Source organism: Mycobacterium sp. 852002-51971_SCH5477799-a (assembly GCF_001667145.1).
Classification (GTDB): Bacteria; Actinomycetota; Actinomycetes; order Mycobacteriales; family Mycobacteriaceae; genus Mycobacterium.
In genome coordinates, this window is sequence record NZ_LZIF01000079.1 from 24,963 (window position 1) to 48,965 (window position 24,003).

24 protein-coding genes, 1 tRNA gene and 3 pseudogenes are annotated in these 24,003 nt (G+C 67.9%); 15 read left to right on the forward strand and 13 right to left on the reverse strand.

Translation table 11 applies throughout. The features are described from left to right. Positions 1-37: 37 nt before the first annotated feature. The 4 genes from A5753_RS09385 to A5753_RS09400 all read left to right on the forward strand — a co-directional run bounded on the left by A5753_RS09385 (position 38) and on the right by A5753_RS09400 (position 4,107). Positions 38-613, forward strand: coding sequence for a helix-turn-helix domain-containing protein (locus A5753_RS09385; RefSeq protein WP_067126177.1), 576 nt, complete (start codon positions 38-40; stop codon positions 611-613). Positions 614-662: 49 nt separating this feature from the next. Continuing rightward, positions 663-1,841, forward strand: a complete 1,179-nt coding sequence (locus tag A5753_RS09390; protein ID WP_067126180.1) for a cytochrome P450 — start codon at positions 663-665, stop codon at positions 1,839-1,841. Positions 1,842-1,887: 46 nt separating this feature from the next. Further along, positions 1,888-2,082 (forward strand): ferredoxin, encoded by a 195-nt coding sequence (locus A5753_RS09395; protein WP_067126183.1) that lies wholly within the window; start codon positions 1,888-1,890, stop codon positions 2,080-2,082. A gap of 72 nt (positions 2,083-2,154) precedes the next feature. Continuing rightward, positions 2,155-4,107, forward strand: coding sequence for an aconitate hydratase (locus tag A5753_RS09400; protein ID WP_067126186.1), 1,953 nt, complete (start codon positions 2,155-2,157; stop codon positions 4,105-4,107). Between the two features lie 3 nt (positions 4,108-4,110). Here A5753_RS09400 and A5753_RS09405 read toward each other — a convergent pair whose 3' ends face one another. Genes A5753_RS09405 through cobC form a run of 4 tightly spaced genes read right to left on the reverse strand, consistent with a single transcriptional unit; the run spans position 4,111 to position 8,169 of the window. Continuing rightward, entirely contained in the window at positions 4,111-5,241 is a 1,131-nt protein-coding gene (locus A5753_RS09405) for a bifunctional RNase H/acid phosphatase (protein ID WP_067126187.1), read from the reverse strand. Continuing rightward, on the reverse strand, positions 5,238-5,975 hold the full coding sequence (locus A5753_RS09410) for a zinc ribbon domain-containing protein (protein ID WP_067126192.1): 738 nt from the start codon (positions 5,973-5,975) through the stop codon (positions 5,238-5,240). The genes A5753_RS09405 and A5753_RS09410 overlap by 4 nt, the downstream gene beginning before the upstream one ends. Continuing rightward, positions 5,972-7,120 carry a Nif3-like dinuclear metal center hexameric protein gene (locus A5753_RS09415; protein ID WP_067126197.1) on the reverse strand — a complete coding sequence of 383 codons (1,149 nt, stop codon included), beginning with the start codon at positions 7,118-7,120 and terminating at the stop codon, positions 5,972-5,974. Before A5753_RS09415 ends, A5753_RS09410 begins: the two co-directional genes overlap by 4 nt. Further along, complete coding sequence (gene cobC / locus A5753_RS09420; protein ID WP_067126200.1) at positions 7,117-8,169, reverse strand: Rv2231c family pyridoxal phosphate-dependent protein CobC; 1,053 nt, start codon at positions 8,167-8,169, stop codon at positions 7,117-7,119. Before cobC ends, A5753_RS09415 begins: the two co-directional genes overlap by 4 nt. A gap of 91 nt (positions 8,170-8,260) precedes the next feature. Here cobC and A5753_RS09425 point away from each other — a divergent pair, with 91 nt between their 5' ends. Genes A5753_RS09425 through A5753_RS09435 form a run of 3 tightly spaced genes read left to right on the forward strand, consistent with a single transcriptional unit; the run spans position 8,261 to position 10,309 of the window. Continuing rightward, on the forward strand, positions 8,261-8,977 hold the full coding sequence (locus A5753_RS09425) for an HAD-IA family hydrolase (protein WP_231990049.1): 717 nt from the start codon (positions 8,261-8,263) through the stop codon (positions 8,975-8,977). After that, positions 8,970-9,467: a low molecular weight protein-tyrosine-phosphatase gene (locus A5753_RS09430; RefSeq protein ID WP_067126202.1), complete on the forward strand. Its 498-nt coding sequence runs from the start codon at positions 8,970-8,972 to the stop codon at positions 9,465-9,467. Before A5753_RS09425 ends, A5753_RS09430 begins: the two co-directional genes overlap by 8 nt. Next, positions 9,467-10,309 carry an SURF1 family protein gene (locus tag A5753_RS09435; RefSeq protein WP_067126205.1) on the forward strand — a complete coding sequence of 281 codons (843 nt, stop codon included), beginning with the start codon at positions 9,467-9,469 and terminating at the stop codon, positions 10,307-10,309. Before A5753_RS09430 ends, A5753_RS09435 begins: the two co-directional genes overlap by 1 nt. On the opposite strand, the gene A5753_RS09440 is transcribed toward A5753_RS09435, so the two are convergent. Beyond that, positions 10,291-11,187 carry a cobalamin biosynthesis protein gene (locus A5753_RS09440; RefSeq protein WP_231990051.1) on the reverse strand — a complete coding sequence of 299 codons (897 nt, stop codon included), beginning with the start codon at positions 11,185-11,187 and terminating at the stop codon, positions 10,291-10,293. The genes A5753_RS09435 and A5753_RS09440 overlap by 19 nt on opposite strands. A gap of 72 nt (positions 11,188-11,259) precedes the next feature. Beyond that, entirely contained in the window at positions 11,260-11,523 is a 264-nt protein-coding gene (locus A5753_RS09445) for a hypothetical protein (RefSeq protein WP_156656037.1), read from the reverse strand. Positions 11,524-11,529: 6 nt separating this feature from the next. Here A5753_RS09445 and A5753_RS09450 point away from each other — a divergent pair. Both A5753_RS09450 and A5753_RS09455 read left to right on the forward strand, forming a co-directional pair. Next, positions 11,530-11,763 (forward strand): annotated as a pseudogene (locus A5753_RS09450) (oxygenase MpaB family protein); the annotation flags it as partial. A gap of 64 nt (positions 11,764-11,827) precedes the next feature. Beyond that, positions 11,828-12,223, forward strand: a complete 396-nt coding sequence (locus tag A5753_RS09455; protein ID WP_067126221.1) for a VOC family protein — start codon at positions 11,828-11,830, stop codon at positions 12,221-12,223. A gap of 5 nt (positions 12,224-12,228) precedes the next feature. On the opposite strand, the gene A5753_RS09460 is transcribed toward A5753_RS09455, so the two are convergent. The 7 genes and pseudogenes from A5753_RS09460 to A5753_RS09490 all read right to left on the reverse strand — a co-directional run bounded on the left by A5753_RS09460 (position 12,229) and on the right by A5753_RS09490 (position 16,239). Then, entirely contained in the window at positions 12,229-13,347 is a 1,119-nt protein-coding gene (locus A5753_RS09460) for an epoxide hydrolase family protein (protein ID WP_067126224.1), read from the reverse strand. 87 nt (positions 13,348-13,434) lie between these two features. After that, positions 13,435-13,767 (reverse strand): DUF742 domain-containing protein, encoded by a 333-nt coding sequence (locus A5753_RS09465; RefSeq protein WP_067126227.1) that lies wholly within the window; start codon positions 13,765-13,767, stop codon positions 13,435-13,437. A 110-nt stretch (positions 13,768-13,877) separates the two neighbouring features. Next, positions 13,878-14,399: pseudogene (locus A5753_RS09470) on the reverse strand (peroxiredoxin); the annotation flags it as partial. 153 nt (positions 14,400-14,552) lie between these two features. Then, a tRNA-Val gene (locus A5753_RS09475) sits at positions 14,553-14,627 on the reverse strand. A 57-nt stretch (positions 14,628-14,684) separates the two neighbouring features. Continuing rightward, complete coding sequence (locus A5753_RS09480; protein ID WP_067126233.1) at positions 14,685-15,146, reverse strand: peroxiredoxin; 462 nt, start codon at positions 15,144-15,146, stop codon at positions 14,685-14,687. Continuing rightward, positions 15,146-15,568, reverse strand: coding sequence for a DUF3052 domain-containing protein (locus A5753_RS09485; protein WP_007770623.1), 423 nt, complete (start codon positions 15,566-15,568; stop codon positions 15,146-15,148). The genes A5753_RS09480 and A5753_RS09485 overlap by 1 nt, the downstream gene beginning before the upstream one ends. Before the next feature lie 83 nt (positions 15,569-15,651). Continuing rightward, on the reverse strand, positions 15,652-16,239 hold the full coding sequence (locus A5753_RS09490) for a hypothetical protein (RefSeq protein ID WP_067126235.1): 588 nt from the start codon (positions 16,237-16,239) through the stop codon (positions 15,652-15,654). A gap of 183 nt (positions 16,240-16,422) precedes the next feature. Between A5753_RS09490 and aceE the strand changes: the two genes are divergently transcribed. The 6 genes and pseudogenes from aceE to kasB all read left to right on the forward strand — a co-directional run. Further along, positions 16,423-19,212, forward strand: a complete 2,790-nt coding sequence (aceE, locus tag A5753_RS09495) for a pyruvate dehydrogenase (acetyl-transferring), homodimeric type (protein ID WP_067126239.1) — start codon at positions 16,423-16,425, stop codon at positions 19,210-19,212. A 178-nt stretch (positions 19,213-19,390) separates the two neighbouring features. Beyond that, positions 19,391-20,713: a CdaR family transcriptional regulator gene (locus A5753_RS09500; RefSeq protein WP_067126242.1), complete on the forward strand. Its 1,323-nt coding sequence runs from the start codon at positions 19,391-19,393 to the stop codon at positions 20,711-20,713. 143 nt (positions 20,714-20,856) lie between these two features. Continuing rightward, positions 20,857-21,765 carry an ACP S-malonyltransferase gene (locus A5753_RS09505; RefSeq protein ID WP_067126245.1) on the forward strand — a complete coding sequence of 303 codons (909 nt, stop codon included), beginning with the start codon at positions 20,857-20,859 and terminating at the stop codon, positions 21,763-21,765. A gap of 87 nt (positions 21,766-21,852) precedes the next feature. Beyond that, a complete protein-coding gene (gene acpM, locus A5753_RS09510; protein ID WP_067126248.1) occupies positions 21,853-22,200 on the forward strand; it encodes a meromycolate extension acyl carrier protein AcpM in 348 nt (115 codons plus the stop codon). Next, the gene (gene kasA / locus A5753_RS09515) at positions 22,197-23,447 is read left to right on the forward strand and encodes a 3-oxoacyl-ACP synthase KasA (RefSeq protein ID WP_067126251.1); all 1,251 of its coding nucleotides are present in this window, start codon (positions 22,197-22,199) and stop codon (positions 23,445-23,447) included. The genes acpM and kasA overlap by 4 nt, the downstream gene beginning before the upstream one ends. 26 nt (positions 23,448-23,473) lie before the next feature. Next, positions 23,474-24,003: pseudogene (gene kasB / locus A5753_RS09520) on the forward strand (3-oxoacyl-ACP synthase KasB); the annotation flags it as partial.

Genomic DNA, 24,003 nt, shown 5'->3' on the forward strand with positions numbered 1-24,003 from the left:
TTGCCTACCCGCTGCGGGTTTGCCAAGCTGATTTGCCATGCAGGCAAAAACTACACCCGGCATCGATACCCTGGTGCGGCGGCGACTGCGGGAACTGCGCGTGCAGCGCGGCCTGACGCTACAAGAGGTGGGCGAGCGCGCTGGCATCGACGTCTCGACGCTCAGCCGTCTCGAATCCGGGAAGCGCCGGCTGGCACTGGATCACCTGCCGCGACTGGCCCGGGCCCTGGCCGTGAGCACCGACGAGCTGTTGCAGGCGCCGCCAACGCCCGACCCGAGGGTGCGCGGCACCGCGCACACCCATCACGGCGTCACCTATTGGCCGCTGACCCGCCAGGGCCCCGCGGGGGGCCTGCACGCATTCAAGGTCCGGGTCAGCGCTCGGCGCCGCACGCCACCGGCCGAGCTGCCGGTGCACGAGGGCCAGGACTGGATGTATGTGCTGGCGGGCCGGTTGCGGCTCATCCTGGGCGAACGCGACTTCACCATCGACCCGGGCCAAGCCGTCGAGTTCTCGACGTGGACGCCGCACTGGTTCGGCGTGGTGGACCGGCCGGTGGAGGCCATTGTCATCTTCGGACCGCACGGCGAGCGGCTCCACCTGCATGATTGATGCGTATTAGCCCATTGCCCAATAGGCGGGTCGGTGCCAGGCTGACCGCATGACAGAAGCCGAAAGTTTCGTCGACCAGACCCGGACGGGACTCGCGGAGCCGCAACCGATGTACAAGGCGCTGCGCGAAACCAGCCCGGTATTCCGGTCGCCGCAGGCGGTCGTTCTCAGCCGCCTGGCCGACATCGAAATGGCGCTCAAACACACCGAGCTGTTCTCGTCGAACATGGACGCAGTCGACCTGGGCAACGTGCGGCCACTGATCCCACTCCAAATCGACCCGCCCGAGCACGCGAAGTACCGGCGCATCCTCGATCCCCTCTTCACTCCGCGGGAGATGGCCCGACGCGAACCACGCGTCACCGAGCTGGTCAACGAGATGATCGATCGCTTCGCCGGCCGGGGCGAGTGCGACTTCCACACCGAGTTCGCGGTGCCGCTACCCTGCACCGTCTTTCTGCAGCTGCTCGGCCTGCCGCTCGACGACCTCGACCAATTCCTGGTGTGGAAGGACGGCGTAATCCGGCCGGAGGGCGACTCCGGTTTCGACCGCCGCCACGAGAGTTCCGCGGGCGTGGCCCAACAGATCTACGAATACTTCGACCGCGCCATCGACGACCACATCGCCAGCCCCCGCGACGACGTGTTGTCGGCAATGATCGCCGCGAACTTCAAAGACGGTGCGGGCCAGCCCCTGTCGCGCGACGAGCTGCTCGACATCTGCTTCCTGTTCCTGATCGCCGGACTGGACACGGTCACCGACTCGCTCGACTGTTTCTTCGTGTACCTGGCGCGTCACCCGGATCACCGTCATCAGCTTGTCCAGCAACCCGACGTCCTGCCCGGTGCGGTCGAGGAGTTGTTGCGTTGGGAAACACCAGTGCCCGGCGTCGCCCGCGTCGCCATCCAGGACGTCGAGGTCGGCGGGTGTCCGATCAGCAAAGGGGAACGGGTCAGCCCGTTGCTGGGGGCCGCCAACACCGACCCGGCAGAGTTCCCCGACCCGGAGCTGGTGGACTTCACCCGCAATCCCAACCGGCACCGGGCGTTCGGCGGCGGACCGCACCGTTGCCTCGGCTCGCACCTGGCCCGCATGGAGCTGCGGGTGGCGCTGCGCGAATTCCACCGGCGCATACCGGATTACGAGATCAAACCCGGCGCCGAGCTCTCCTACACCGCCGCGCTGCGCTCCGTGGAGTCGCTGCCGCTGGTGTTTCCGGTGTCGTGACCCGCGCCGGCGACGATGCAGAGCGAAGCGATGAGGAGCGGCGCAGATGGCCCGCGTAGCCGTCGACCCGGGCCGGTGCACCGGGCACGGGCGCTGCTACACCCTGGCACCCGACGTCTTTGACGCCGACGAGGTCGGCCACTGCGTGCTGCTCGTCGACGAGGTGTCCGGTGACCTGGAATCGCAGGCCGCCACGGCCGAACAGAACTGCCCGGAAAGCGCCATCACGCTGGCTCGTTGACGCGTCGGCCGACGCCAAACGTCGGCTATTCGAATCGCGCTAGAACACGCCGGACCGGGGTAACCCCCGGATATGGCCATGAACGTCGCGCACAAGCTGATCAGCTCGCATCTGGAGTCCGGGGAGATGTCGCCGGGAGAAGAGATCGCGATCCGCATCGATCAGACGCTGACCCAGGATGCGACCGGCACGCTGGTGATGCAGGAACTCGAGGCGCTCGGACTCGATCGCGCCCGCACCGAGGTGAGCGTGCAGTATGTCGATCACAACCTGCTGCAGGGCGACGAGAAGAACGCCGAGGATCACGAATACCTGCGCACTGCGGCGCAGCGCTTCGGCCTGTGGTTCTCCAAGCCGGGCAACGGAGTCTCGCACCCAACCCACATGCAGCGCTTCGGCATCCCCGGCAAGACGATGGTGGGTTCCGACTCCCACACTCCGGCGGCCGGTTCGCTGGGCATGCTCGCGATCGGTGTCGGCGGTCTCGAGGTGGCGCTCGCGATTACCGGCCGGCCACTGCACATCCGGATGCCCGAGGTCTGGGGTGTGCGCCTCGACGGCGAGCTGCCCCAGTGGTGTTCGGCCAAAGACGTGATCTTGGAGATGCTGCGCCGCCATGACGTCAAGGGCGGGGTGAACCGGATCATCGAGTATCACGGTCCCGGCCTGGCGACGCTGACGGCGATGGACCGCCACGTCATCGCCAACATGGGAGCCGAACTCGGCGCCACGACGACGGTGTTTCCCAGCGACGAAGCCGTTCGCGAATTCCTGCGCGCCGAGGGACGCGAGGACGACTGGACGGAGCTGCTGGCCGACGACGACGCGGGCTACGACGTCGAGGACACGATCGACTTGTCGCAGATCGAGCCGCTCATCGCCAAACCGTCGTCACCGGGCAACGTGGTGCCGGTTCGCGAGGTGGCCGGCGAGGAGATCGCCCAGGCCGTGATCGGTTCGAGCGCCAACCCCGGCTTGCGCGATTTCGCGATCGCGGCCGCGATAGTGGCGGGACGCCAGACGGCCCCCCAAGTCAGCTTCGACATCAACCCGACGTCGCGCGAGATCCTGGCCGACCTGACCAAGATGGGCGCGACGCTGGATTTGGTAGTGGCCGGCGCACGCATCCACCAGGCCGGCTGCATGGGGTGCATCGGCATGGGCCAAGCCCCCGCGGTCGGTCGCAACTCGCTGCGCACGATGCCCCGCAACTTCCCCGGCCGGTCAGGCACCAAGGAGGACGCGGTCTGGCTGTGCTCGCCCGAGACCGCCGCGGCATCGGCGCTGACGGGAGTGATCACCGACCCGCGGGACTGGGCCAAAGAGGAGCAGATGGAGTACCCGAAACTCGTTCTGCCCGAGCGCAACTCCATCAACACCGCGATGCTGGTGCCTCCGCTCGACGCCGAGGAGGCACAGCGTGTCGAACCCGTGAAGGGGCCCAACATCTCCAGCCTGCCCGAATTGTCGCCGCTGCCGGACGAACTCGAGGCGCCGGTGCTGCTCAAGGTCGGTGACAACGTCTCCACCGACGAGATCTCGCCGGCCGGCGTGCAGGCCCTACCGCTACGGTCCAACATCCCGAAGCTCGCGATGTTCAGCTTCACCCGAATCGACGACTCCTACCCTGAGCGGGCGCAAAAGGCCGACGACAGTGGGCACGTCATCGTCGCCGGGGAGAACTACGGCCAAGGCTCATCGCGTGAGCATGCCGCGATCGCACCGCGTTATTTGGGGTTGCGCGTGGTCATCGCCAAGTCGTTCGCGCGCATCCACTGGCAAAACCTGGCCAACTATGGCATTTTGGCGCTCGAGTTCGAAAATCCCGACGACTACGACTCGATCGACCAAGACGACACGCTTCGCTTCCAGAATCTGAACGCGATCGACAAAGAGGATGTCCTGCAGGTCGACAACGCCGGCAAGAAGTCGTCGTTCGCGGTGCGGCATCGACTCTCGCCGCGACAAGTCGAAGATGTGTTGGCCGGCGGCCTGATCCCGCGACTCAACCAAGAACGGGAGTGACGTTTACAGATACGCCGTCTGGTTGACCAGCCGCACCGAAGACGCTCCGTCGGAATAGAACTCGGCGATGCTCAACGATGCCAGGTCGAGATGCAGGCGGTACAGGATGCCGGGGCCGGCGTCCAGCGCCTCGCGCAGCAGCATCTTGATGGGTGTCACGTGCGAGACCACCAGCACCGTCGTGCCCCGCTGCGTGGCGACGATCCGGTCACGGACCCTCGATACGCGATCGGCCACCGCGTCGAAGCTCTCCCCGCCCGGCGGTGCGGTGCTGGTGTCGCGCAGCCAGCGACCGTGCAGCTCGGGATCGCGCTCGGCGGCCTCGGCGAACGTCAGCCCTTCCCAGGAACCGAAATCCGTTTCGATCAAGTCGTCATCGACGGTCACGTCCAGGCCCAGCGCCTTGGCCGCCGCCGCCGCGGTGTCATAAGCCCGTTGCAACGGCGAGGCGAAGACCGCCGAAATCCCTCCGCGCTGCGCCAGGTAACGCGCCGCCGCATCCGCCTGCCGCCGCCCCAGCTCGGTGAGCGCCGGGTTGCCCCGGCCCGAATAGCGGCGCTGCACCGACAACTCGGTCTGGCCGTGTCGCAGCAACAGCAGGCGGGTCGGAGTGCCGCGTGCGCCGGTCCAGCCGGGCGCCGACGGAGGCGGGACGGTCATGGGCGCTTCGGGCTTTTCCGCCGGGTCGGATTGTTCAGCCGGCCCGGGCTTTTCCGCCGCGTCGTCGACCTCGGCGGCGGCGTCCATCGCCTCGTTGGCCAACCGATCGGCGTGCGTGTTGCGCTCCCGTGGAATCCACGAGTAGCTGATGCTGGCGAACCGCCTGGCCCGGTTCCGGGCCTCGGCATGCAGCTCGATCAGGTCGGGGTGCTTGACTTTCCACCGACCGGACATCTGTTCCACCAGCAGCTTGGAATCCAGGTACACCGCAGCCTCGGTGGCGCCCAGGTTCAGGGCGTCGTCCAAACCAGCTATCAGGCCCCGGTATTCGGCGACGTTGTTGGTTGCCCGGCCGATCGCCTGCTTGGCCTCCGCCAGCACGGTCGCGCGGTCCGCCGTCCACACCACCGCACCGTATCCGGCCGGTCCGGGATTGCCGCGTGATCCGCCGTCGGCCTCGATGAGGACCTTCACTGATCGAAACCCCTGACCCGCAGCAGGATCGCGCCGCATTCGGGGCAACGCACCACATCGTCCTCGGCCGCCGCCGAGATGCGGGACAGCTCGCCGCGGTCGATCTCGAGCCGGCAGGCCCCGCACCGGCGCCCCATCAGCTGCCCGGCGCCCGCGCCTCCCCCGGCGCGCTGACGTTCGTAGAGGGCGGAAAGCGCCGGGTCCAGCTCGGCGCTCAGCGAGTCACGTCGCGAGGACTGAAGCTCGCGCGCCTCGCTGATCTCGGCGAGCGCGGCATCGAGAGCCTCGCGGGCGCTGGCCATCTCGGCCTCCAGTGACGTGAGGGTCTGCTGCTCGCCGTCCAGCTGGGATTGCAGCTCCTCGCGTTGTTCCATCACCTCCAGCAGCGAGTCCTCCAGGCTGGTTTGACGACGCTGCAGGGTCTCCAGCTCGTGCTGAAGATCCGACAGTTGCTTGGCGTCGGTCGCTCCCGACTGCAGCAGCGAGCGGTCGCGGTCTTCGCGCTGGCGCACCGTCTCGATCTCGGCCTCGAGCCGCGACGCCTGGGCGTCGATGTCTTCCACGGCGATGCGCAGGGTGGCCAACCGATCCCCGGCCGCCTCGAATTCCTTCTGCAACCGCTCGCAGGCCTGCTGTTCCGGCAGATGCGTGGCCCGGTGCGTGATCCGGGACAACTCGGCATCCAATTTCGACAATTCCAGCAACGAACGCTGTTGTGCCACTTCGGCTTTCATGACCCATCCCCCTGGGACTTGTTGCGAACCTGCTCGACATTCCACGGATCGGTGCGAATCGAGCTCACCCGCACCGGGAGCTCGGCACCGAAACGCGACCGCAGCAGCCCGGCGGCCTGTTCACACCAAGGGAATTCACTTGCCCAATGTGCCACATCGATCAGAGCCACATCGGAGGCGCGGCGATGTTCGTCGGCCGGATGGTGGCGCAGGTCGGCCGTGACATAGGCCTGCACACCGGCACCGGCCGCCGCGGCCAGCAACGAATCTCCGGCGCCGCCGCAGACGGCGACCCGCGACACCGGCGTATCGGGGTCGCCCGCCGCCCGCACTCCCCAGGATGTTCGCGGCAACGCTGCGCTGACGCGGGAGACGAACTCGCGCAACGGTTCCGGGCGGGCCAATGTCGCGATACGGCCCAGCCCGGCGTCGCTGGGCGGCGCCACCAGCGCGAAGATGTCGAAGGCGGGCTCCTCGTACGGGTGGGCGGCGCGCATCGCCGCCAGCACCGCGGCACGGGATCGAGCGGGCGCGACGACCTCGAACCGGTCTTCGGCCACGCGCTCGACATTGCCGACGCTGCCCACCGCGGGTGAGGCGCCTTGGTGCGGCAGGAACTGCCCGATACCGCTGACGGTCCAGCTGCAGTGCGAATAGTCGCCGATGTGGCCGGCGCCGGCCGCAAACACGGCCTCCCGCACCGCTTCCACGTTCTCGGCAGGCACGTAGACGACCCACTTGTCGAGGTCGGGCCCACCCGATGCCGGTTCGAGCACCGCCTCGACGCTAAGGCCCAGGGCCTCGGCCAGCGCATCGGAGACGCCCGGGCGGGCCGAGTCGGCATTGGTGTGCGCGGTGAACAGGGAACGCCCGGTCTTTATCAGCCGGTGCACCAGCGCGCCCTTGGGGGTGCTGGCCGCCACGGAATCCACGCCGCGCAACAGCAGCGGATGATGGGCCAGCAGCAGGCTCGCCCGGGGAACCTCGTCGACGACCGCCGGTGTCGCGTCGACCGCGACGGTCACCGAGTCCAGCTCGTCGTCGGGGTCGCCGCACACCAGGCCCACCGAATCCCACGATTCGGCAAGCCGCGGCGGGTAGGCCTCGTCGAGCAGCGCGATCACCTCGGCCAGCTTCACGCTCACCGCTGCCCCCCGATGCCCTCCGGCGTGACCGCCTCCGAAATCGCCTGTACCAGTCGCGGCCACTCGGGGCGCACCGCGGCCCGCAGGTATCGCTCGTCCAAGCCGACGAACGTATCACAGCGGCGGACGGCAATCCCCCTGTCATGCAGTCTTTTTCGTAGCCGGACCGCGTCCGGTGCGCGAAACAGCACGAACGGAGCCCGGCCGTCGACCACCTCGGCGCCCACCGACGTCAGGCCGGCTACCATCTCGGCGCGCAGCCGGGTCAATCGACTCGCCCCGGCGGCCGCGTCGGCGACGGCCCGCCGACCGCAGCACTGCGCGATGGCCGTCAGCTGCAGCGTCCCCACCGGCCAGTGCGCCCGCTGCGCGCTCAGCCGCGCCAACACCTGCGGGGCGGCCAGCGCGTAGCCCACCCGCAACCCGGCCAGTGCCCACGTCTTGGTCAAACTGCGCAGCACCAGCACGTCGGGCAGCGCGTCGCCGGCCAACGATTGCGGCTCACCGGGAATCGAGTCGGCGAAGGCCTCGTCGACCACCAGGATCCGCCCGGGCCGGCGCAACGCCAGCAGTTGTTCGCGGGTGTGCAGCACCGAGGTGGGGTTGGTCGGATTACCCACCACGACGAGGTCGGCGTCGTCGGGGACGGTGGCACCGGCCAGGCCGAACGGCGGCTCCAGCACGACGTGGTGCACCGGCACCCCGGCCGCGGTCAGCGCGACGGCCGGCTCGGTGAACGCCGGCGCGATGATCACCGCCCGCTGCGGCCGCAGGTTGGCCAGCAGGGCGAACGCCTCGGCCACGCCGGCCAGCGGCAGCACCTCGTCACGGGTCCGGCCGTGCCGCTCGGCGACCGCGTCCTGCGCCCGGTGGACGTCGTCGAGGCTCGGGTAGCGCGCCAGGTCGGGTAGTCGCTCGGCCAGCCGTCGCAGCAGCCATTCCGGCGGTCTGCCGTGCCGGACGTTGACGGCGAAATCCAGCATCCCGGGCGCGACGGCCTGATCACCGTGGTAGCGCGCCGCAGGCGGGCTCAGGTTCAGACTCGCCATCCGTGAAACACTAGTGCGCCGGGCCGACCGCCCGGGGATGCATCGGGCAACACCGTCACACCCGGCCACACCCATCGAGGACAATGGTGCGGTGACAGGCACAAGGCCGGCCGATTGCCAGGCCCCCGGCGACGCCACCTCCCCCGGTGCGGTGCAGCTGGTGATCTTCGATCTCGACGGCACGCTGACCGACTCCGCGGAAGGGATCGTCGCCAGCTTTTTGCATGCGCTCAACCACATCGGCGCCCCGGTGCCGCCCGGCGATCTCGTCGCTCAGATCGTCGGCCCGCCGATGGACGACACCTTCCGCGCCATGGAACTCGGCGACAATGCCGAGGAGGCCATCGCCGCCTTCCGCGCCGAGTACGGCGCCCGGGGCTGGGCGATGAACGCGCTCTTCGACGGGATCGAGACACTGCTGGTGGATCTGCGCGCCGCCGGCGTCCGGCTGGCGGTCGCCACCTCCAAGCTGGAGCCCACGGCGCGGCGCATCCTCGCTCATTTCGGGCTTGACCAGCACTTCGAGGTCATCGCCGGCGCGAGCCCCGACGGTTCGCGCAAGACCAAGGTCGAGGTGCTGGCCCATGCCCTGTCGCAGTTGGAGCCCCTGCCCGAGCGGGTGCTGATGGTCGGTGACCGCAGCCACGACGTGCACGGTGCGGCCGCCCACGGCATCGACACCGTGGTGGTCGGCTGGGGCTACGGCAAGGCCGACTTCCCGGATCGCGCAGCCGGGCGCGACACGGCCGCGCCCGGCGTGACGCACGCCTCGACCATCGACGAGCTGCGGAGGACGCTGGGTGTCTAGTCGCGAGGCGCTGCACGTCACGTTCGTGTGCACCGGCAACATCTGCCGGTCGGTGATGGCCGAGAAGATGTTCGCCGACCAGCTGCGCCGCCGGGGCCTGGCCGACGCGGTGCGGGTGAGCAGCGCCGGCACCGGCAATTGGCATGTCGGCGAGTGCGCCGACGAGCGGGCCGCCGGCGTGCTGCGCGCCCACGGCTACGCGTGCGAGCACCGCGCCGCACAGGTCGGCGCCGAACATTTGGGGGCCGATCTGGTGGTGGCCCTGGACCGCAACCACGCCCGGATGCTGCGGCAGCTGGGCGCCGACGAGGAGCGCGTCCGGATGCTGCGGTCCTTCGATCCGCGCACCGGCGCCCACACCCCCGACGTCGACGACCCCTACTACGGCGACACCGAAGACTTTGAACGCGTTTACGCCGTCATCGACGCGGCGCTGCCGGGTCTACACGACTGGGTCGACGAACGGCTCGCGCAGAACGGATCCACTTGATGCGCCGGCTGCCCTTTCTGCTGCGCCCGGGCTGGATCGTGCTGGCACTGGTGGTCGTCGCCTTCGCATACCTGTGCTTCACGGTGCTCGCGCCGTGGCAGCTGGGCAAGCACAGCAGGACGTCGCAGGAGAACCGCCAGATCGAATCTTCGCTGAATACCGCGCCGGTTCCGCTGAAAACGCTACTGCCGCAGCAGAATTCAGCGGCGCCCGGCGCGCAGTGGCGCCAGGTCACCGCAACCGGACACTATCTGCCGGACGTGCAGGTGCTGGCCCGGTTGCGGGTGATCGACTCGAAGCCGGCATTCGAGGTGCTGGCGCCCTTTGTGGTCGACGGCGGGCCGACCGTCCTGGTCGACCGCGGCTACGTGCGCCCCCTGGAGGGGTCTCACGTCCCGCCGATCCCCCGCCCACCGGCGCAAACGGTGACCATCACGGCGCGGCTGCGCAACTCCGAAACCGCAGCGGCCAACAAGGATCCCTTCGTGGGAGACGGTGTGCAGCAGGTGTATTCGATCGACACCAAACAGGTCGCGGTGCTGACCAAGACCCCCCTGGCCGGGTCTTACCTGCAATTGATCGACGGTCAGCCCGGCGGGCTCGGTGTGGTCGGCGTGCCGCAGCTGGACGCCGGCCCGTTCCTGTCCTACGGCATCCAATGGATAGCGTTCGGCATCCTCGCCCCCATCGGGTTGGGCTATTTCGCCTACTCGGAGATCCGCGCCCGCCGACAGGAGAAGCAACACCGGCAGTCGCCCGCCGCGGCACCCACGCCCGAAGCGCCCGAGGCGCCGCAGTCCGTCGAGGCCAAACTCGCCGACCGCTACGGTCGCCGGCGGTAACCCGACAGGTACGTCAACAGTCCGGCCGACACCGCGGCACCCGCTTGCACCAGCAACGACAACGTCACCGCGCGCCGCAGGTCGGTCACCGTCGGCGCCCGGCCATCGCCGAGCGTGGGCCGGATCTGCAGCCCGTGGCGGTATTGCGTGGGACCGCCCAGGCGCACGCCCAGCGCCCCGGCGAAGGCCGCCTCGACGACGCCGGCGTTGGGGCTGGGGTGACGGGCGGCGTCGCGGCGCCAGGCACGTGCCGCACCCGCCGATGATCCGCCGACCACCGGCGCCAGCAGCACCACCAGCGACGCCGTCACCCGCGCGGCCAGGAAGTTGGCGACGTCATCCAATCTCGCTGCGGCCCAGCCGAAACGGAGATAGCGCGGCGAGCGATAACCGACCATCGAGTCCAGGGTGTTGATGCCGCGATACACCAGGACCGCGGGTACGCCGCCGGCCGCCGCGCACAGCAGCGGTGCCACCTGGGCGTCGGAGGTGTTCTCGGCGATCGATTCCAGCGAAGCGCGCGTCAGGCCCGCGCGGTCCAGCGCCGCCGGGTCACGCCCGCACAATGACGGCAGCAGCGCGCGGGCGGCCTCGACGTCACCGCGTTCCAGCCGCTGCGACATGTCCAGGCCGGTGCGGGCCAACGAGGTTCCGCCCAGCGCCACCCAGGTGGCCGCCGCGGTCGCCGCGATCGACCCCACCCGGCCACGGCGCGCGGCGGCCTGTTGCACCGCCAGGCCGAGCAGGCCCACCGCCCCGATCAGCGCGCCGGCGTGGACCGCGCCGGCGATCCGGCTGTCGCGGTAGGTCACGTTCTCCAGCGCGGCGGCGGTTCGGCCGAAGAGCGCGACGGGATGGCCCCGTCGCGGGTCGCCCATCGCGCGGTCGGCCAGGTAGCCGATCGCCACGCCCACGATCCGGGTCTGCCTCGCAACCACCTCGGCAGCGTCTCACACCGGGCGTCGCGCCCCCCTCGACGAGGCGACCGCCACGATCACGACGACGATGACCAGCACGATCAGGACGACGATGACCAGCACGATCAGGACGGCCAGCGTCCACCGCAGCCCGTAGCCATTGATCGTGCCGATCCGGCGATGGTCTACTCGAAGGCATGAGGCCCAGCAGGCAAGGTCGGCGGTGAAGCGGCCCGCCACCGGGATCGCTGACCTGCTGAACCCGGCGGCGACGTTGTTGCCCGCCGCCAACGTCATCATGCGAAGGTGCTGGCGGGCCCGTTCAACCTGTTCGCGACGACGGGGTTCCTGGCTCCCGAATTCCGGGCGTTGATGCAGCTGGACTGGTCGCCCGCCCAGCAGCGCCGCTTCGGCTGGCTGCTGACCGCCCTGCGGCTGGCCGACGGGCTGATCCCACACGCGGCCTGGATCTTCGGATACCGAATCTATCTGTGGGACATGCGATCTCGCGCGCGCCAGGGCCGGCGGATCGTCTAGATGGCGACTTGGCCAGCGGCCCGATGGTCGGCACACCGCGCAAACCGGACTAGCGTGGCCAGGCATGACCTTTCCAGCGCTCAACCACGTCGCGGTCACGGTGCGCGACGTCGAGATCAGCGGCCCGTGGTATCGCAACCTGCTCGGCGCCGACCCGATCCTCGACGAGCACACCGACGCCGGATTTCACCATCAGGTGTGGATGCTCGACGCGGGCACGATATTCGGCATCCATCAGCATGACCGCAAGGCGCCCGACGAGAAGTTCAGCGAACATCGCGTCGGGCTCGACCATGTCGGCTTCGGTTGCGCCAGCCGCGCCGAGCTGCAGAACTGGGTCACCCGGCTGGGCGAACTGGGCATCGAACACGGCGGCATCGTGGATGCGCCCTACGGGTCGGGACTGAGCTTTCGCGACCCCGACGGCATCGCCCTGGAGTTCTTCGCCCCGCCGGGCTGATCGGCTCAGCGCACCGTCGCGAAGAACGCGCGGAGGTCCTCGACGAACAGCTCCGGTTGTTCGAACGCGGCGAAATGCCCGCCGCGCGCCATGTCCGTCCAGTGGGTGATGTTGTAGACCGGCTCGCACCAGCTACGTGGCGCCTTGAGCAGCTCGCCGGGGAAAGCCGCTACGCCCGTGGGCAATTCGACGCGACCCCCACCACCCCACGCCGCAAAGCTCTCCCAGTACAGGCGGGCCGAGGACGCGGCGGTGTTGGTCACCCAGTACACCATCACGTTGTCGAGCAGCTCGTCACGACTGACCGCGTTTTCGGGACGCCCGTCGCAATCGGCCCAGTCCCAGAACTTTTCGACGATCCAGGCCAGCTGGCCCGTCGGCGAATCGGCCAGCCCGTAGCCCAGTGTTTGTGGCCGGGTGGACTGTTGCTTGGAATAGCCGGTGCCCCACTTGCGGTGGTTGGCCAACCCGGCGAGCGCTCGTTGCTCCTCGTCGGTCGGGTTGGTCAGCGAGTCCTTGGTGGGCCGGCCGACCGGCATGTTCAGGTGGATGGCCACGCAGTGGCCGACGTTGCGGCCGATCTGTGTGGTGACGGCGGCGCCCCAGTCGCCGCCCTGGGCGCCGTAGCGGTCGTAACCCAGGCGCAGCATCAGCGTTTCCCATGCCTCGGCAATCTTTTCCACGCCCCAGCCGGTCTTGGTGGGTTTTCCGGAGAACCCATACCCCGGGAGCGACGGGCATACGACGTGGAAGGCGTCCTCGGCGCGCCCCGAGGCGGGGTTGGTCAACGGCTCGATCACCTTGTGGAACTCCACGACCGAACCCGGCCAGCCGTGCGTGATCACCAGTGGAAACGCGTCTGCGTGCGGGGACCGCTGATGGATGAAATGGATGTCCAGACCGTCGATTTCGGTGGTGAACTGATCGAAGCGGTTGAGCGCGGCCTCCCGCGCTCGCCAGTCGTAGTCGTTGGCCCAGTAGTCGGCCAGCTCGCGGGTGTAGGCCACCGGCACGCCCTGGCTCCAGTCGTCCACGCATTCGGCCTCCGGCCAACGCGTGCGGGCCAGCCGCGAGCGCAGATCGTCGAGAACGTCGTCAGGAACGTCGATGCGGAACGGTTTCACGCGTTCATAGTGCCCCTCGTCGCGTGACCGGCGGCACGCACCCTGGCGCGTCGGCCCTAGGCTTACGCCGAGGCGGCGCCCGACCCGTCAGAGTGCTCGCAGGCCACTGAGGGTCCTGCCTATCAGCTCACGTCGTTCGTCGATCGTCATCGAGGCACCGAGGGGTGCGTGCACCCGCAGGTAACCCTGTGTCACCAGTTCCCCGACCAGAAACCGCGTCGCACCGAGCGGCAGGGACAGACGAGCGGCGATCTCTGCGACCGACGGGCTCTGCACGCAATACGTCAGAATCTGGCCCCGCACATCGTTTCTCGGCCAGCGCGGCGGCTTCGTTGCGGAGTCGAGCGCTTCGACCGGAGCCTCGAGTGCCAATTCGACACCAGCGTCGGTACGGCCTCCCGTCAGCGCGTACGGCCGCACGAGACTCGGCTCGTTCGCGGCCTCTGACTCTGTGCCCTCGGCCTCCGCCTGCTGATGCGTGTCGGAGTGTTCCCCCCGGCATGTGGCGAACTATGCGGCCCCATGTGGTGCTGCAAGAACCACAAGGTCTGATCGGCGTGCACCGATGCACGCAGCTCGCTGGAGACCACCTTGAGTACGGTCCGATCGGTGTCGATGACGAAGGTGGTCCGTCTGACCGGGAGCAGCCGGGCCAGCAGGCCGCGGCGCCGGGTGTGCCGGCCACGCCGGGCCTCATCCCGCGCGGCGACGGATTTACGCAGCTTGGCGAACCTGCCTCGGCGCACGCCGAACAGCTCGGACACCACGCCGTCCGCGTCGGAGAGCAGCGGATAGTCGAACGAACGCTGCTGGGCGAAGTGGGCCTGCTTGTCGACGGTGTCGGTGCTGATGCCCACGCGCTGGGCGCCCACCGTCACGAATTCGTTGCTCAGGTCCCGAAAATGACAAGCCTGGGCAGTGCAGATCGGTGAGGACGCGAGTGGGAAGAAGAACAGCACGACCGGCCCTTCGGCGAGGAGCGCGGACAGCGCCCGGGGCCGACCGGTGTGATCCAACAGAGTGAAGTCAGGCGCCTTGTCGCCCGCGATCATCGGCAAAGAGTAACGCCGGGGGGCCCGGCGCGAAGCACACTCGGATAATTCGGTCAAGACCCGACGGCTCACGAACGCCGCTCGACACCGTCCAGTCGGATTTCGCCGCCAAACCCAACAGGCCGGCCATGCGACGCTGGCCTGCGTAAACACTGGTGGGCGCGGACGGTATCGAACCGCCGACCGCTGGTGTGTAAAACCAGAGCTCTACCACTGAGCTACGCGCCCGTTGCCCCGGGCAGGCTACCCGTCCGAAGGCCAAGTTCCCAAAATGTCGAGCCCGTCTCAGGCCCGCAGCGCCGCCAGGGCATCGGTCCAGAGCCGTTGGTCGCGGGACTCGCCGGGCTGTTTCATCTCGGCGAAGCGGATGATCCCGGACCGGTCGACTACGAACGTCCCGCGGTTGGAGTAGCCGGCGTCCTCGTTGAACACGCCATAGCTCTGGCTGACCGCGCCATGCGGCCAGAAGTCCGACAACACCGGAAAGGTGAAGCCGCTGTCCAGCGACCAGACCCGATGGGTGGGCGGCGGCCCCACCGAGATCGCCAGCGTGGCGCTGTCGTCGTTTTCGAAATCAGGCAGGTGGTCACGCAACTGATCCAGCTCACCCTGGCAGATCCCGGTAAATGCCAGCGGGAAGAACACCAGCAGGACGTTCTTGGCGTCCCGATAGGAGCTCAGCGTGACGCGCTGTTGATTCTGGTCGCGCAAGGTGAAATCCGGGGCGGCGGTGCCGATGGACAGCATCAACGCTTCCCGGCGCGGGATTTGGGCTGCACCAGCCGGCTGGCGCTCCAGTCCCCCAAATTGACCGACGAGGTCGGCATCAAACCGGCGGTGGGGGCGGCTTCCGCGATTTCGGCCGGTAACACATGTCCGGGCTTGCCGGTTTTGGGCGTCAGCACCCAGATCACGCCGTCTTCGGCCAGCGGGCCAATCGCGTCCATCAGGGTGTCCACCAGGTCGCCGTCACCGTCTCGCCACCACAGCAGGACGACGTCGACTACCTCGTCGGTGTCTTCGTCGAGCAAGTCGCTGCCGCAGGCTTCCTCGACCGCGGCGCGGATCTCGTCATCGGTGTCTTCGTCCCAGCCCCACTCCTGGACAACTTGGTCCCGTTGGATGCCCAATTTGCGGGCGTAGCTCGGGGCGTGATCCGCCGCGACCACCGTGGAGCCTCCTTAACGTCCGCGCGCCATGCGATTGAGGATTATCGTCGCACAGCCAGAACCCGGTCCATACTTCCGCATCACTACGTTGCCAGGCACAGTTTCACCGCGTTCTTCTTCGTATCGTTGAGTTGATCGACCCGCTTGTTGAATTCGCCGGTGCCCGCGTGCGTGCCGATGGCGTTGGCCACCGCGCGTGCGGCGTCAATGTAGGCGTTGAAGGCGTCCTTGATCTGTTGCGACATCGCATCGCTGAAGCTGTTGCCCACCGTGGTGGCGCTGTCGTTGAGGGCGTCGATGGCCGGTCCTTCGGTCGGCCCGGTGCCGCGGCCTGCGTTGAACGCCTTCACGAACTCGTTGGTCTTGTCGATCGCGTTCTTGCTGGTGGTGATCAGCGTGGCGCAGGCGGTGCGCACCGCCTTGGTCGTCAGCGATTGTTGCCGCTGTGACTCCCGGACGCTCGAAGTCACCGACGATGCGGACACCGACGCGGACACCGACTGACGGTAGGCCGGCGCCACCTTGGTGTCGGGCGTAGCCGTGCCGTTGGTGACGGAGGTGCACCCGACGATGCCCATCAGCGCCACGGCGACACAACCCAGCGCCAAGGCCCCGCGCCGGGGCAAAGCCTTCACCTGCGCCTGAGGGACGGCACCCCACCGGATGAGCACATGGCTGACGTTACCGGGTGACCTCTGTGCTTGCCCCAGACCCGCCGAGTTGGTGTTCGCCAGGTGACGCTCCGTCAGCTAGCCGACGTCGACTATCGGCGCGCGACACCTGTGCGGCACGATGGTGGCAGGGTGCGACCCACCCGTTACGGCACACATTCCGACAACAACAGGAGTAGTGCGTTGACAACTGAGTTCGTGCGCCACGATCTGGCCGCAAATCCCCACGGCGCAACGGAACCCGATCGCGTCCGGGTGATCCGCGAGGGGGTGGCCTCTTACCTACCCGACATCGATCCAGAAGAGACGTCGGAGTGGCTGGAGTCCTTCGATGAACTGCTGGAGCGCTCCGGCCCGTCTCGGGCGCGCTATCTGATGCTGCGATTGCTGGAACGCGCCGGCGAGCAGCGCGTCGCCCTCCCGTCGCTGACGTCGACCGATTACGTCAACACCATTCCGACCGAACTAGAGCCGTGGTTCCCCGGTGACGAGGATGTGGAACGGCGCTACCGCGCGTGGATCCGGTGGAACGCGGCCATCATGGTGCACCGCGCCCAGCGCCCGGGAGTCGGTGTGGGCGGCCATATTTCGACCTACGCCTCGTCGGCGGCGCTGTACGAGGTCGGGTTCAACCACTTCTTCCGCGGCAAGTCGCACCCCGGCGGCGGGGACCAGGTATTCATTCAGGGCCACGCGTCCCCGGGCATCTACGCCCGTGCCTTCCTGGAAGGCCGGTTGACCGCCGACCGGATGGACGGCTTCCGGCAGGAGCACAGCCACGCCGCCGGCGGATTGCCCTCCTACCCGCACCCGCGGCTGATGCCCGACTTCTGGGAATTCCCCACCGTCTCGATGGGCCTGGGTCCGCTCAACGCCATCTACCAGGCGCGGTTCAACCACTACCTGCACGACCGTGGCATCAAGGACACCTCCGACCAGCACGTGTGGTGCTTCCTGGGCGACGGCGAGATGGACGAGCCGGAGAGCCGCGGCCTGGCCCACGTCGCGGCGCTGGAGGGGCTGGACAACCTGACGTTCGTCGTCAACTGCAACCTGCAGCGCCTCGACGGCCCGGTGCGCGGCAACGGCAAGATCATCCAGGAGCTGGAGTCATACTTCCGCGGCGCCGGCTGGAACGTCATCAAGGTCGTGTGGGGCCGCGAATGGGATGCCCTGCTGCACGCCGACCGCGACGGCGCGCTGGTCAACCTGATGAACACCACCCCGGACGGCGACTACCAGACGTATAAGGCCAACGACGGCGCGTACGTGCGCGACCACTTCTTTGGCCGCGATCCGCGCACCAAGGCTCTCGTGGAGCACATGAGCGACTCGGAGATTTGGAATCTCAAGCGCGGTGGCCACGACTATCGCAAGGTCTACGCCGCCTACCGCGCCGCCGTCGACCACAGGGGCCAGCCGACGGTGATCCTGGCCAAGACAATCAAGGGCTACTCGCTGGGTGCGCATTTCCAGGGCCGCAACGCCACACATCAGATGAAAAAGCTTGCGCTGCAAGACCTTAAAGACTTCCGCGACGCGATCCGTATTCCGATCAGCGATGCTCAGCTGGAAGAGGATCCCTACCTGCCGCCCTACTACCACCCCGGCTCCGATGCCGAGGAGATCCGCTACATGGTCGATCGCCGGCGCACCCTCGGCGGCTTCCTGCCCGAGCGGCGGACCAAGACGAAGGCGCTGCGGCTGCCCGGCCGCGACACCTACGCCGCGCTGAAGAAGGGGTCGGGAAACCAGGAGGTCGCCACCACCATGGCGACGGTGCGGACCTTCAAAGAAGTGTTGCGGGACAAAGAAGTTGGGCCGCGCATCGTGCCGATCATCCCCGACGAGGCGCGCACCTTCGGGATGGACTCGTGGTTCCCGTCGCTGAAGATCTACAACCGCAACGGCCAGCTGTACACCGCAGTGGATGCCGAGCTGATGCTGGCCTATAAGGAAAGCGAAGGCGGCCACATCCTGCACGAGGGCATCAACGAAGCCGGCTCGGTGGGGTCGTTCATCGCGGCGGGCACGTCGTATGCGACGCACAACGAGCCGATGATCCCGATCTACATCTTCTATTCGATGTTCGGCTTCCAGCGGACCGGGGACGGCCTGTGGGCCGCCGCCGACCAGATGACCCGCGGCTTCCTGCTCGGAGCCACCGCCGGGCGCACCACGTTGACCGGCGAGGGCCTGCAGCATGCCGACGGCCACTCGCTGCTACTGGCCAGCACCAACCCGGCGGTAGTCGCCTACGACCCGGCTTTCGCCTACGAGATCGCCCACATCGTGGAGAGCGGCCTGGCGCGGATGTTCGGGGAAGACCCCGAGGACGTGTTCTTCTACATCACCGTCTACAACGAGCCGTACGTGCAGCCGCCGGAGCCGGAGAATTTCGACCCCGAGGGCGTGCTGCGGGGTCTCTACCGCTACCGCGTCGCGACCGAACAGCGCACGAGCAACGCGCAGATCCTGGCGTCCGGGGTGGCGATGCCGTCGGCCCTGAACGCCGCGGAGATGCTGGCCGCGGAGTGGGATGTCGCCGCCGATGTGTGGTCGGTGACCAGCTGGGGCGAGTTGAACCGCGACGGCGTGGCCGTCGACAGGGCCAGACTGCGCCATCCGGACCGGCCGGCCGGCGTCCCGTACGTCACCGAAGCCCTCTCGAACGCGAGCGGGCCGGTGGTCGCGGTGTCGGACTGGATGCGCGCGGTCCCCGAGCAGATCCGGCCCTGGGTGCCGGGCACTTACGTCACCCTGGGCACCGACGGGTTCGGCTTCTCCGATACCCGGCCGGCGGCGCGGCGGTACTTCAACACCGACGCCGAATCGCAGGTGGTTGCGGTGCTGGAGGCGTTGGCACGCGACGGTGAGATCGACCCGTCGGTGCCGATCGCCGCAGCCCGCCAGTACAAGATCGACGACGTGCAGGCCGCTCCGGAACAGACGTCGGACCCCGGGGTGGCCTGACGCGCAGGCTTCTGCGCTCGGCCTGGCCCTGCGCCCAGCGTGCGCCGAGCCGCACAGTGGTCGCCGAGGGTGCGGCTGGCCGCACACTCGAACCACTGACAAGCCGGGAGCCGTTCTTAAGAACCGCCGCGCGGCTCCTTTGGCGGAAACTTCTAGAAATAACGCGTAGGTTTTAGGGGTGAATGACAACCCCTTCGCCGGTCCGTTCGCCAAGCAGCCGCGATCGCCCCTGGAGCTGCTGGACACGGTGCCGGACTCCGTCCTGCGCCGGTTGAAGCAGTACTCCGGCCGGCTGGCCACCGAAGCGGTCTCGGTGATGGGCGATCGGTTGCCGTTCTTCGTCGACTTGGAAGCGTCGCAGCGGGCCAGCATGGCGCTGGTGGTGCAGACGGCCATCAACAACTTCGCCGAGTGGATGCAGGACCCGCACAGCAACGTCAGCCACACCGCGCAGGCTTTCGAGCTGGTGCCCCAGGACCTCGCCCGCCGCATCGCGCTGCGCCACAGCGTCGACATGGCGCGCGTGACCATGGACTTCTTCGAGGAAGTGGTCCCGCTGCTGGCCCGCTCCGAAGAGCAGCTGACCGCGCTGACCGTGGGCATCCTCAAGTACAGCCGCGACTTGGCGTTCACCGCCGCCACTGCCTACGCGAATGCGGCCGAGGCACGCGGCACCTGGGACAGCCGGATGGAAGCCAGCGTCGTCGACGCGGTGGTCCGCGGCGACACCGGCCCCGAGCTGCTGTCCCGCGCCGCGGCACTGAACTGGGACACGACGGCCCCGGCGACGGTCGTGGTCGGCACCCCGGCCCCCGGCCGCGACGGATCGACCGGCCCCGCCGACAGCGAGCGCGCGAGTCAGCACGTCCGCGACATCGCCGCGCGGCACGGGCGCGCGGCCCTCACCGACGTGCATGGCACCTGGCTGGTCGCCATCGTGTCCGGCCAATTGTCGCCAACCGACAAATTCCTCGGCGACCTGCTGGAGGCGTTCGCCGACGGGCCCGTGGTCGTCGGACCCACCGCGCCCATGCTGACGGCGGCCTACCACAGCGCCAGCGAGGCGATATCCGGGATGAACGCCGTGGGCGGCTGGCGGGGAGCGCCGCGGCCGGTTCCGGCCCGCGAACTGCTGCCCGAACGGGCGCTGATGGGTGATGCGTCGGCGATCGTGGCGCTGCACACCGACGTGATGGGCCCGCTGGCCGACGCGGGTCCCACGCTGATCGAGACCCTGGACGCTTACTTAGATTGTGGCGGCGCAATTGAGGCCTGCGCCAGAAAGTTGTTCGTTCATCCAAACACCGTGCGCTACCGACTCAAGCGGATCGCCGACTTCACCGGCCGCGATCCCATGCAGCCGCGCGACGCATACGTGCTGCGAGTGGCGGCGACGGTCGGCCAGCTCAACTATCCGACCAATCCGTCAAGGGCCGACAGCAGTGCGATGCCGGCGGTTCCGCTGCCGGTCAGAGGGGTTGCTGCGCGGCAATCCGGGTGACAGTGACCCAGGCAACAGATCGCGGCACGATATCAAACCTGTAGCTTACGGAGCTGTTTTGTAGGGAGTCCACAAAAACCTAAGACGAGGTTCATAATCTGATACACCCGCCAAAACCGATTCCACAGTGTTCTCTTAAACACGTGATTGCATTGCTTGCGCCCGGACAGGGTTCGCAGACCGAGGGGATGCTCTCGCCGTGGCTGGAGCTCGCCGGCGCTGCTGACCAGTTGGCGCTGTGGTCCAAGGCTAGCGGCCTCGACCTCGTGCGTCTGGGCACCACCGCATCGACCGAAGAGATCACCGATACCGCGGTCACCCAGCCGCTGGTTGTCGCCGCCACGCTGCTGGCCCACCAGGAGCTGACCAAGCGCGGCCTGCTGTCGGGTGCGGACCTGGTCGTCGCCGGCCACTCCGTCGGCGAGATCGCCGCGTACGCGATCGCCGGCGTGATCGCCGCCGACGACGCCGTCGCGCTGGCCGCCACCCGTGGCGCCGAGATGGCCAAGGCTTGCGCCGTCGAGCCCACCGGCATGTCGGCGGTGCTCGGAGGGGACGAGGGCGAGGTTCTTGCCCGGCTCGAGCAGCTTGACCTGTTCCCCGCCAACCGCAACGCGGCCGGGCAGATCGTCGCCGCCGGCTCGCTGTCCGCGCTGGAGAAGCTGGCCGAAGACCCGCCGGAAAAGGCCCGGGTGCGCGCGCTGGGTGTGGCCGGAGCGTTCCACACCAAATACATGGCGTCGGCGCTCGACGGCTACGCCGCCGCGGCGGCCGCCGTTCAGACGTCCGAGCCCACCGCCACACTGTTGTCGAACCGCGACGGCAAGCCGGTCACGTCGGCGACCGCGGCGATGGAGGCGTTGGTCGCCCAGCTGACCCAGCCGGTGCGCTGGGACCTGTGCACCGCGACGCTGCGCGATTTGGAAGTCACTGCGGCCGTGGAGTTCCCGCCCGCGGGAACCCTTACCGGCATCGCCAAACGAGAACTTCGGGGGATCACGGCTCGTGCCGTCAAGTCTCCCGCAGACCTGGACGCTTTGGCCGAGCTCTAAAGCCAGCTCGGCCAGTTGCAGAACCAGTACAACCGCATAGCACGTCAATTCGACTAACACACAACACATTACGAAGGGAAGCACGCTGTGGCTGTCAGCCAGGAAGAAATCATCGCCGGTATCGCCGAGATCATCGAAGAGGTAACCGGTATCGAGCCCTCCGAGGTCACCCCGGAGAAGTCCTTCGTCGACGACCTGGACATCGACTCGCTGTCGATGGTCGAGATCGCCGTTCAGACCGAGGACAAGTACGGCGTCAAGATCCCCGACGAGGACCTCGCCGGTCTGCGTACCGTCGGTGACGTCGTCTCCTACATCCAGAAGCTCGAGGAAGAAGACCCCGAAGCCGCCGCCGCGCTGCGCGCCAAGCTCGAGTCGGAGAACCCCGAGGCCGTGGCCAGCGTCAAGGCAAGGCTGGAAGCGGACAGCAAGTGAGCAAGCCTTCCACTGCTAATGGCGGTTACCCCAACGTTGTGGTAACCGCTGTCGCGGCAACGACATCGATCGCGCCGGACATCGAGGGCACGTGGAAGGGTTTGCTGGCCGGCGAAAGCGGCATCCACATCCTCGAAGACGAGTTTGTCACGAAGTGGGATCTGCCCGTCAAGATCGGTGGCCACCTCAAGGAGCCCATCGACGAGCACATGGGCAGGCTCGACCTGCGACGTATGTCGTATGTCCAGCGGCTGGCCAAATATCTGAGCGGTCAGTTGTGGGAGACCGCCGGCAGCCCGGAGGTCGACCCCGACCGTTTCTCGGTCGTGGTCGGCACCGGGCTGGGTGGCGCCGAGAGGATCGTGGAGACCTACGACCTGATGAACGAGGGGGGCCCCCGCAAGGTGTCGCCGCTCGCCGTTCAGATGATCATGCCCAACGGCGCCGCGGCGGTGGTGGGCCTGCAGCTCGGCGCCCGCGCCGGGGTCATCACCCCGGTCTCGGCCTGCTCGTCGGGCTCGGAGGCGATCGCCCACGCGTGGCGTCAGATCGTCATGGGTGACGCCGACTTCGCCGTCTGCGGTGGTGTCGAGGGTCCCATCGAAGCGCTGCCGATCGCGGCGTTCTCGATGATGCGGGCCATGTCGACGCGCAACGATGAGCCGGAGCGCGCATCGCGGCCGTTCGACAAGGACCGCGACGGCTTCGTGTTTGGTGAAGCCGGTGCGCTAATGATCATCGAGACCGAAGAGCACGCGAAGGCCCGGGGCGCCAAGCCGCTGGCCCGGTTGATGGGTGCCGGCATCACCTCGGACGCGTTCCACATGGTGGCGCCGGCGGCGGACGGCGTGCGCGCCGGTCGCGCTATGACCCGATCGCTGGAGCTGGCGGGGTTGTCCCCTAAGGACGTCGACCACGTCAACGCCCACGGGACGGCAACTCCGATCGGCGACACCGCCGAGGCCAACGCCATTCGCGTCGCGGGGTGCCAGGAGGCGTCGGTGTACGCACCGAAGTCGGCTCTGGGGCACTCCATTGGGGCGGTCGGAGCTTTGGAATCTGTTCTCACGGTATTGAGCCTTCGGGACGGCGTGATACCGCCAACACTCAATTACGAAACACCCGATCCCGAGATCGATTTGGACGTTGTCGCGGGCGAACCTCGCTACGGCGAATTCCGTTATGCGATCAACAACTCGTTCGGGTTCGGTGGCCACAACGTGGCACTCGCCTTCGGGCGTTACTGAGCACGGAAGGAACGTTCGCAATACCCATGACAGAGCTGGTTACCGGGAAAACGCTCCCGAACGTGGTCGTCACTGGCGTCGCCATGACGACCGCGTTGGCAACTGATGCCGAGAACACCTGGAAGCTGTTGTTGGACAGCCAAAGTGGTATCCGCAAACTCGAGGATCCGTTCGTCGAGGAGTTCGACCTGCCGGTGCGCATCGGCGGGCATTTGCTGGAGGAATTCGACAGCCAAATGACCCGTATCGAGTTGCGCCGGACGGGCTACCTGCAGCGGATGTCCACCATTCTGGGCCGCCGGGTCTGGGAGAACGCCGGCTCCCCCGAGGTCGACAGCAACCGGCTGATGGTGTCCATCGGCACCGGCCTGGGGTCCTCGGAGGAGTTGGTTTACAGCTACGACGACATGCGCCAACGTGGTATGAAGGCCGTCTCGCCGCTCGGGGTGCAGAAATACATGCCCAACGGCGCCTCGGCGGCGGTGGGGCTGGAGCGGCACGCCAAGGCCGGGGTGATCACGCCGGTGTCGGCGTGCGCGTCGGGGTCTGAGGGCGT

Bases quoted from the DNA above. Each gene is read 5' to 3' on its own strand.
- A5753_RS09385 (WP_067126177.1), top strand. From the start codon at position 38: ATGCAGGCAAAAACTACACCCGGCATCGATACCCTGGTGCGGCGGCGA.
- A5753_RS09390 (WP_067126180.1), top strand. From the start codon at position 663: ATGACAGAAGCCGAAAGTTTCGTCGACCAGACCCGGACGGGACTCGCG.
- A5753_RS09395 (WP_067126183.1), top strand. From the start codon at position 1,888: ATGGCCCGCGTAGCCGTCGACCCGGGCCGGTGCACCGGGCACGGGCGC.
- A5753_RS09400 (WP_067126186.1), top strand. From the start codon at position 2,155: ATGGCCATGAACGTCGCGCACAAGCTGATCAGCTCGCATCTGGAGTCC.
- A5753_RS09410 (WP_067126192.1), bottom strand. From the start codon at position 5,975: ATGAAAGCCGAAGTGGCACAACAGCGTTCGTTGCTGGAATTGTCGAAA.
- cobC (WP_067126200.1), bottom strand. From the start codon at position 8,169: ATGGCGAGTCTGAACCTGAGCCCGCCTGCGGCGCGCTACCACGGTGAT.
- A5753_RS09435 (WP_067126205.1), top strand. From the start codon at position 9,467: ATGCGCCGGCTGCCCTTTCTGCTGCGCCCGGGCTGGATCGTGCTGGCA.
- A5753_RS09440 (WP_231990051.1), bottom strand. From the start codon at position 11,187: ATGGGCGACCCGCGACGGGGCCATCCCGTCGCGCTCTTCGGCCGAACC.
- A5753_RS09445 (WP_156656037.1), bottom strand. From the start codon at position 11,523: ATGACGTTGGCGGCGGGCAACAACGTCGCCGCCGGGTTCAGCAGGTCA.
- A5753_RS09455 (WP_067126221.1), top strand. From the start codon at position 11,828: ATGACCTTTCCAGCGCTCAACCACGTCGCGGTCACGGTGCGCGACGTC.
- A5753_RS09480 (WP_067126233.1), bottom strand. From the start codon at position 15,146: ATGCTGTCCATCGGCACCGCCGCCCCGGATTTCACCTTGCGCGACCAG.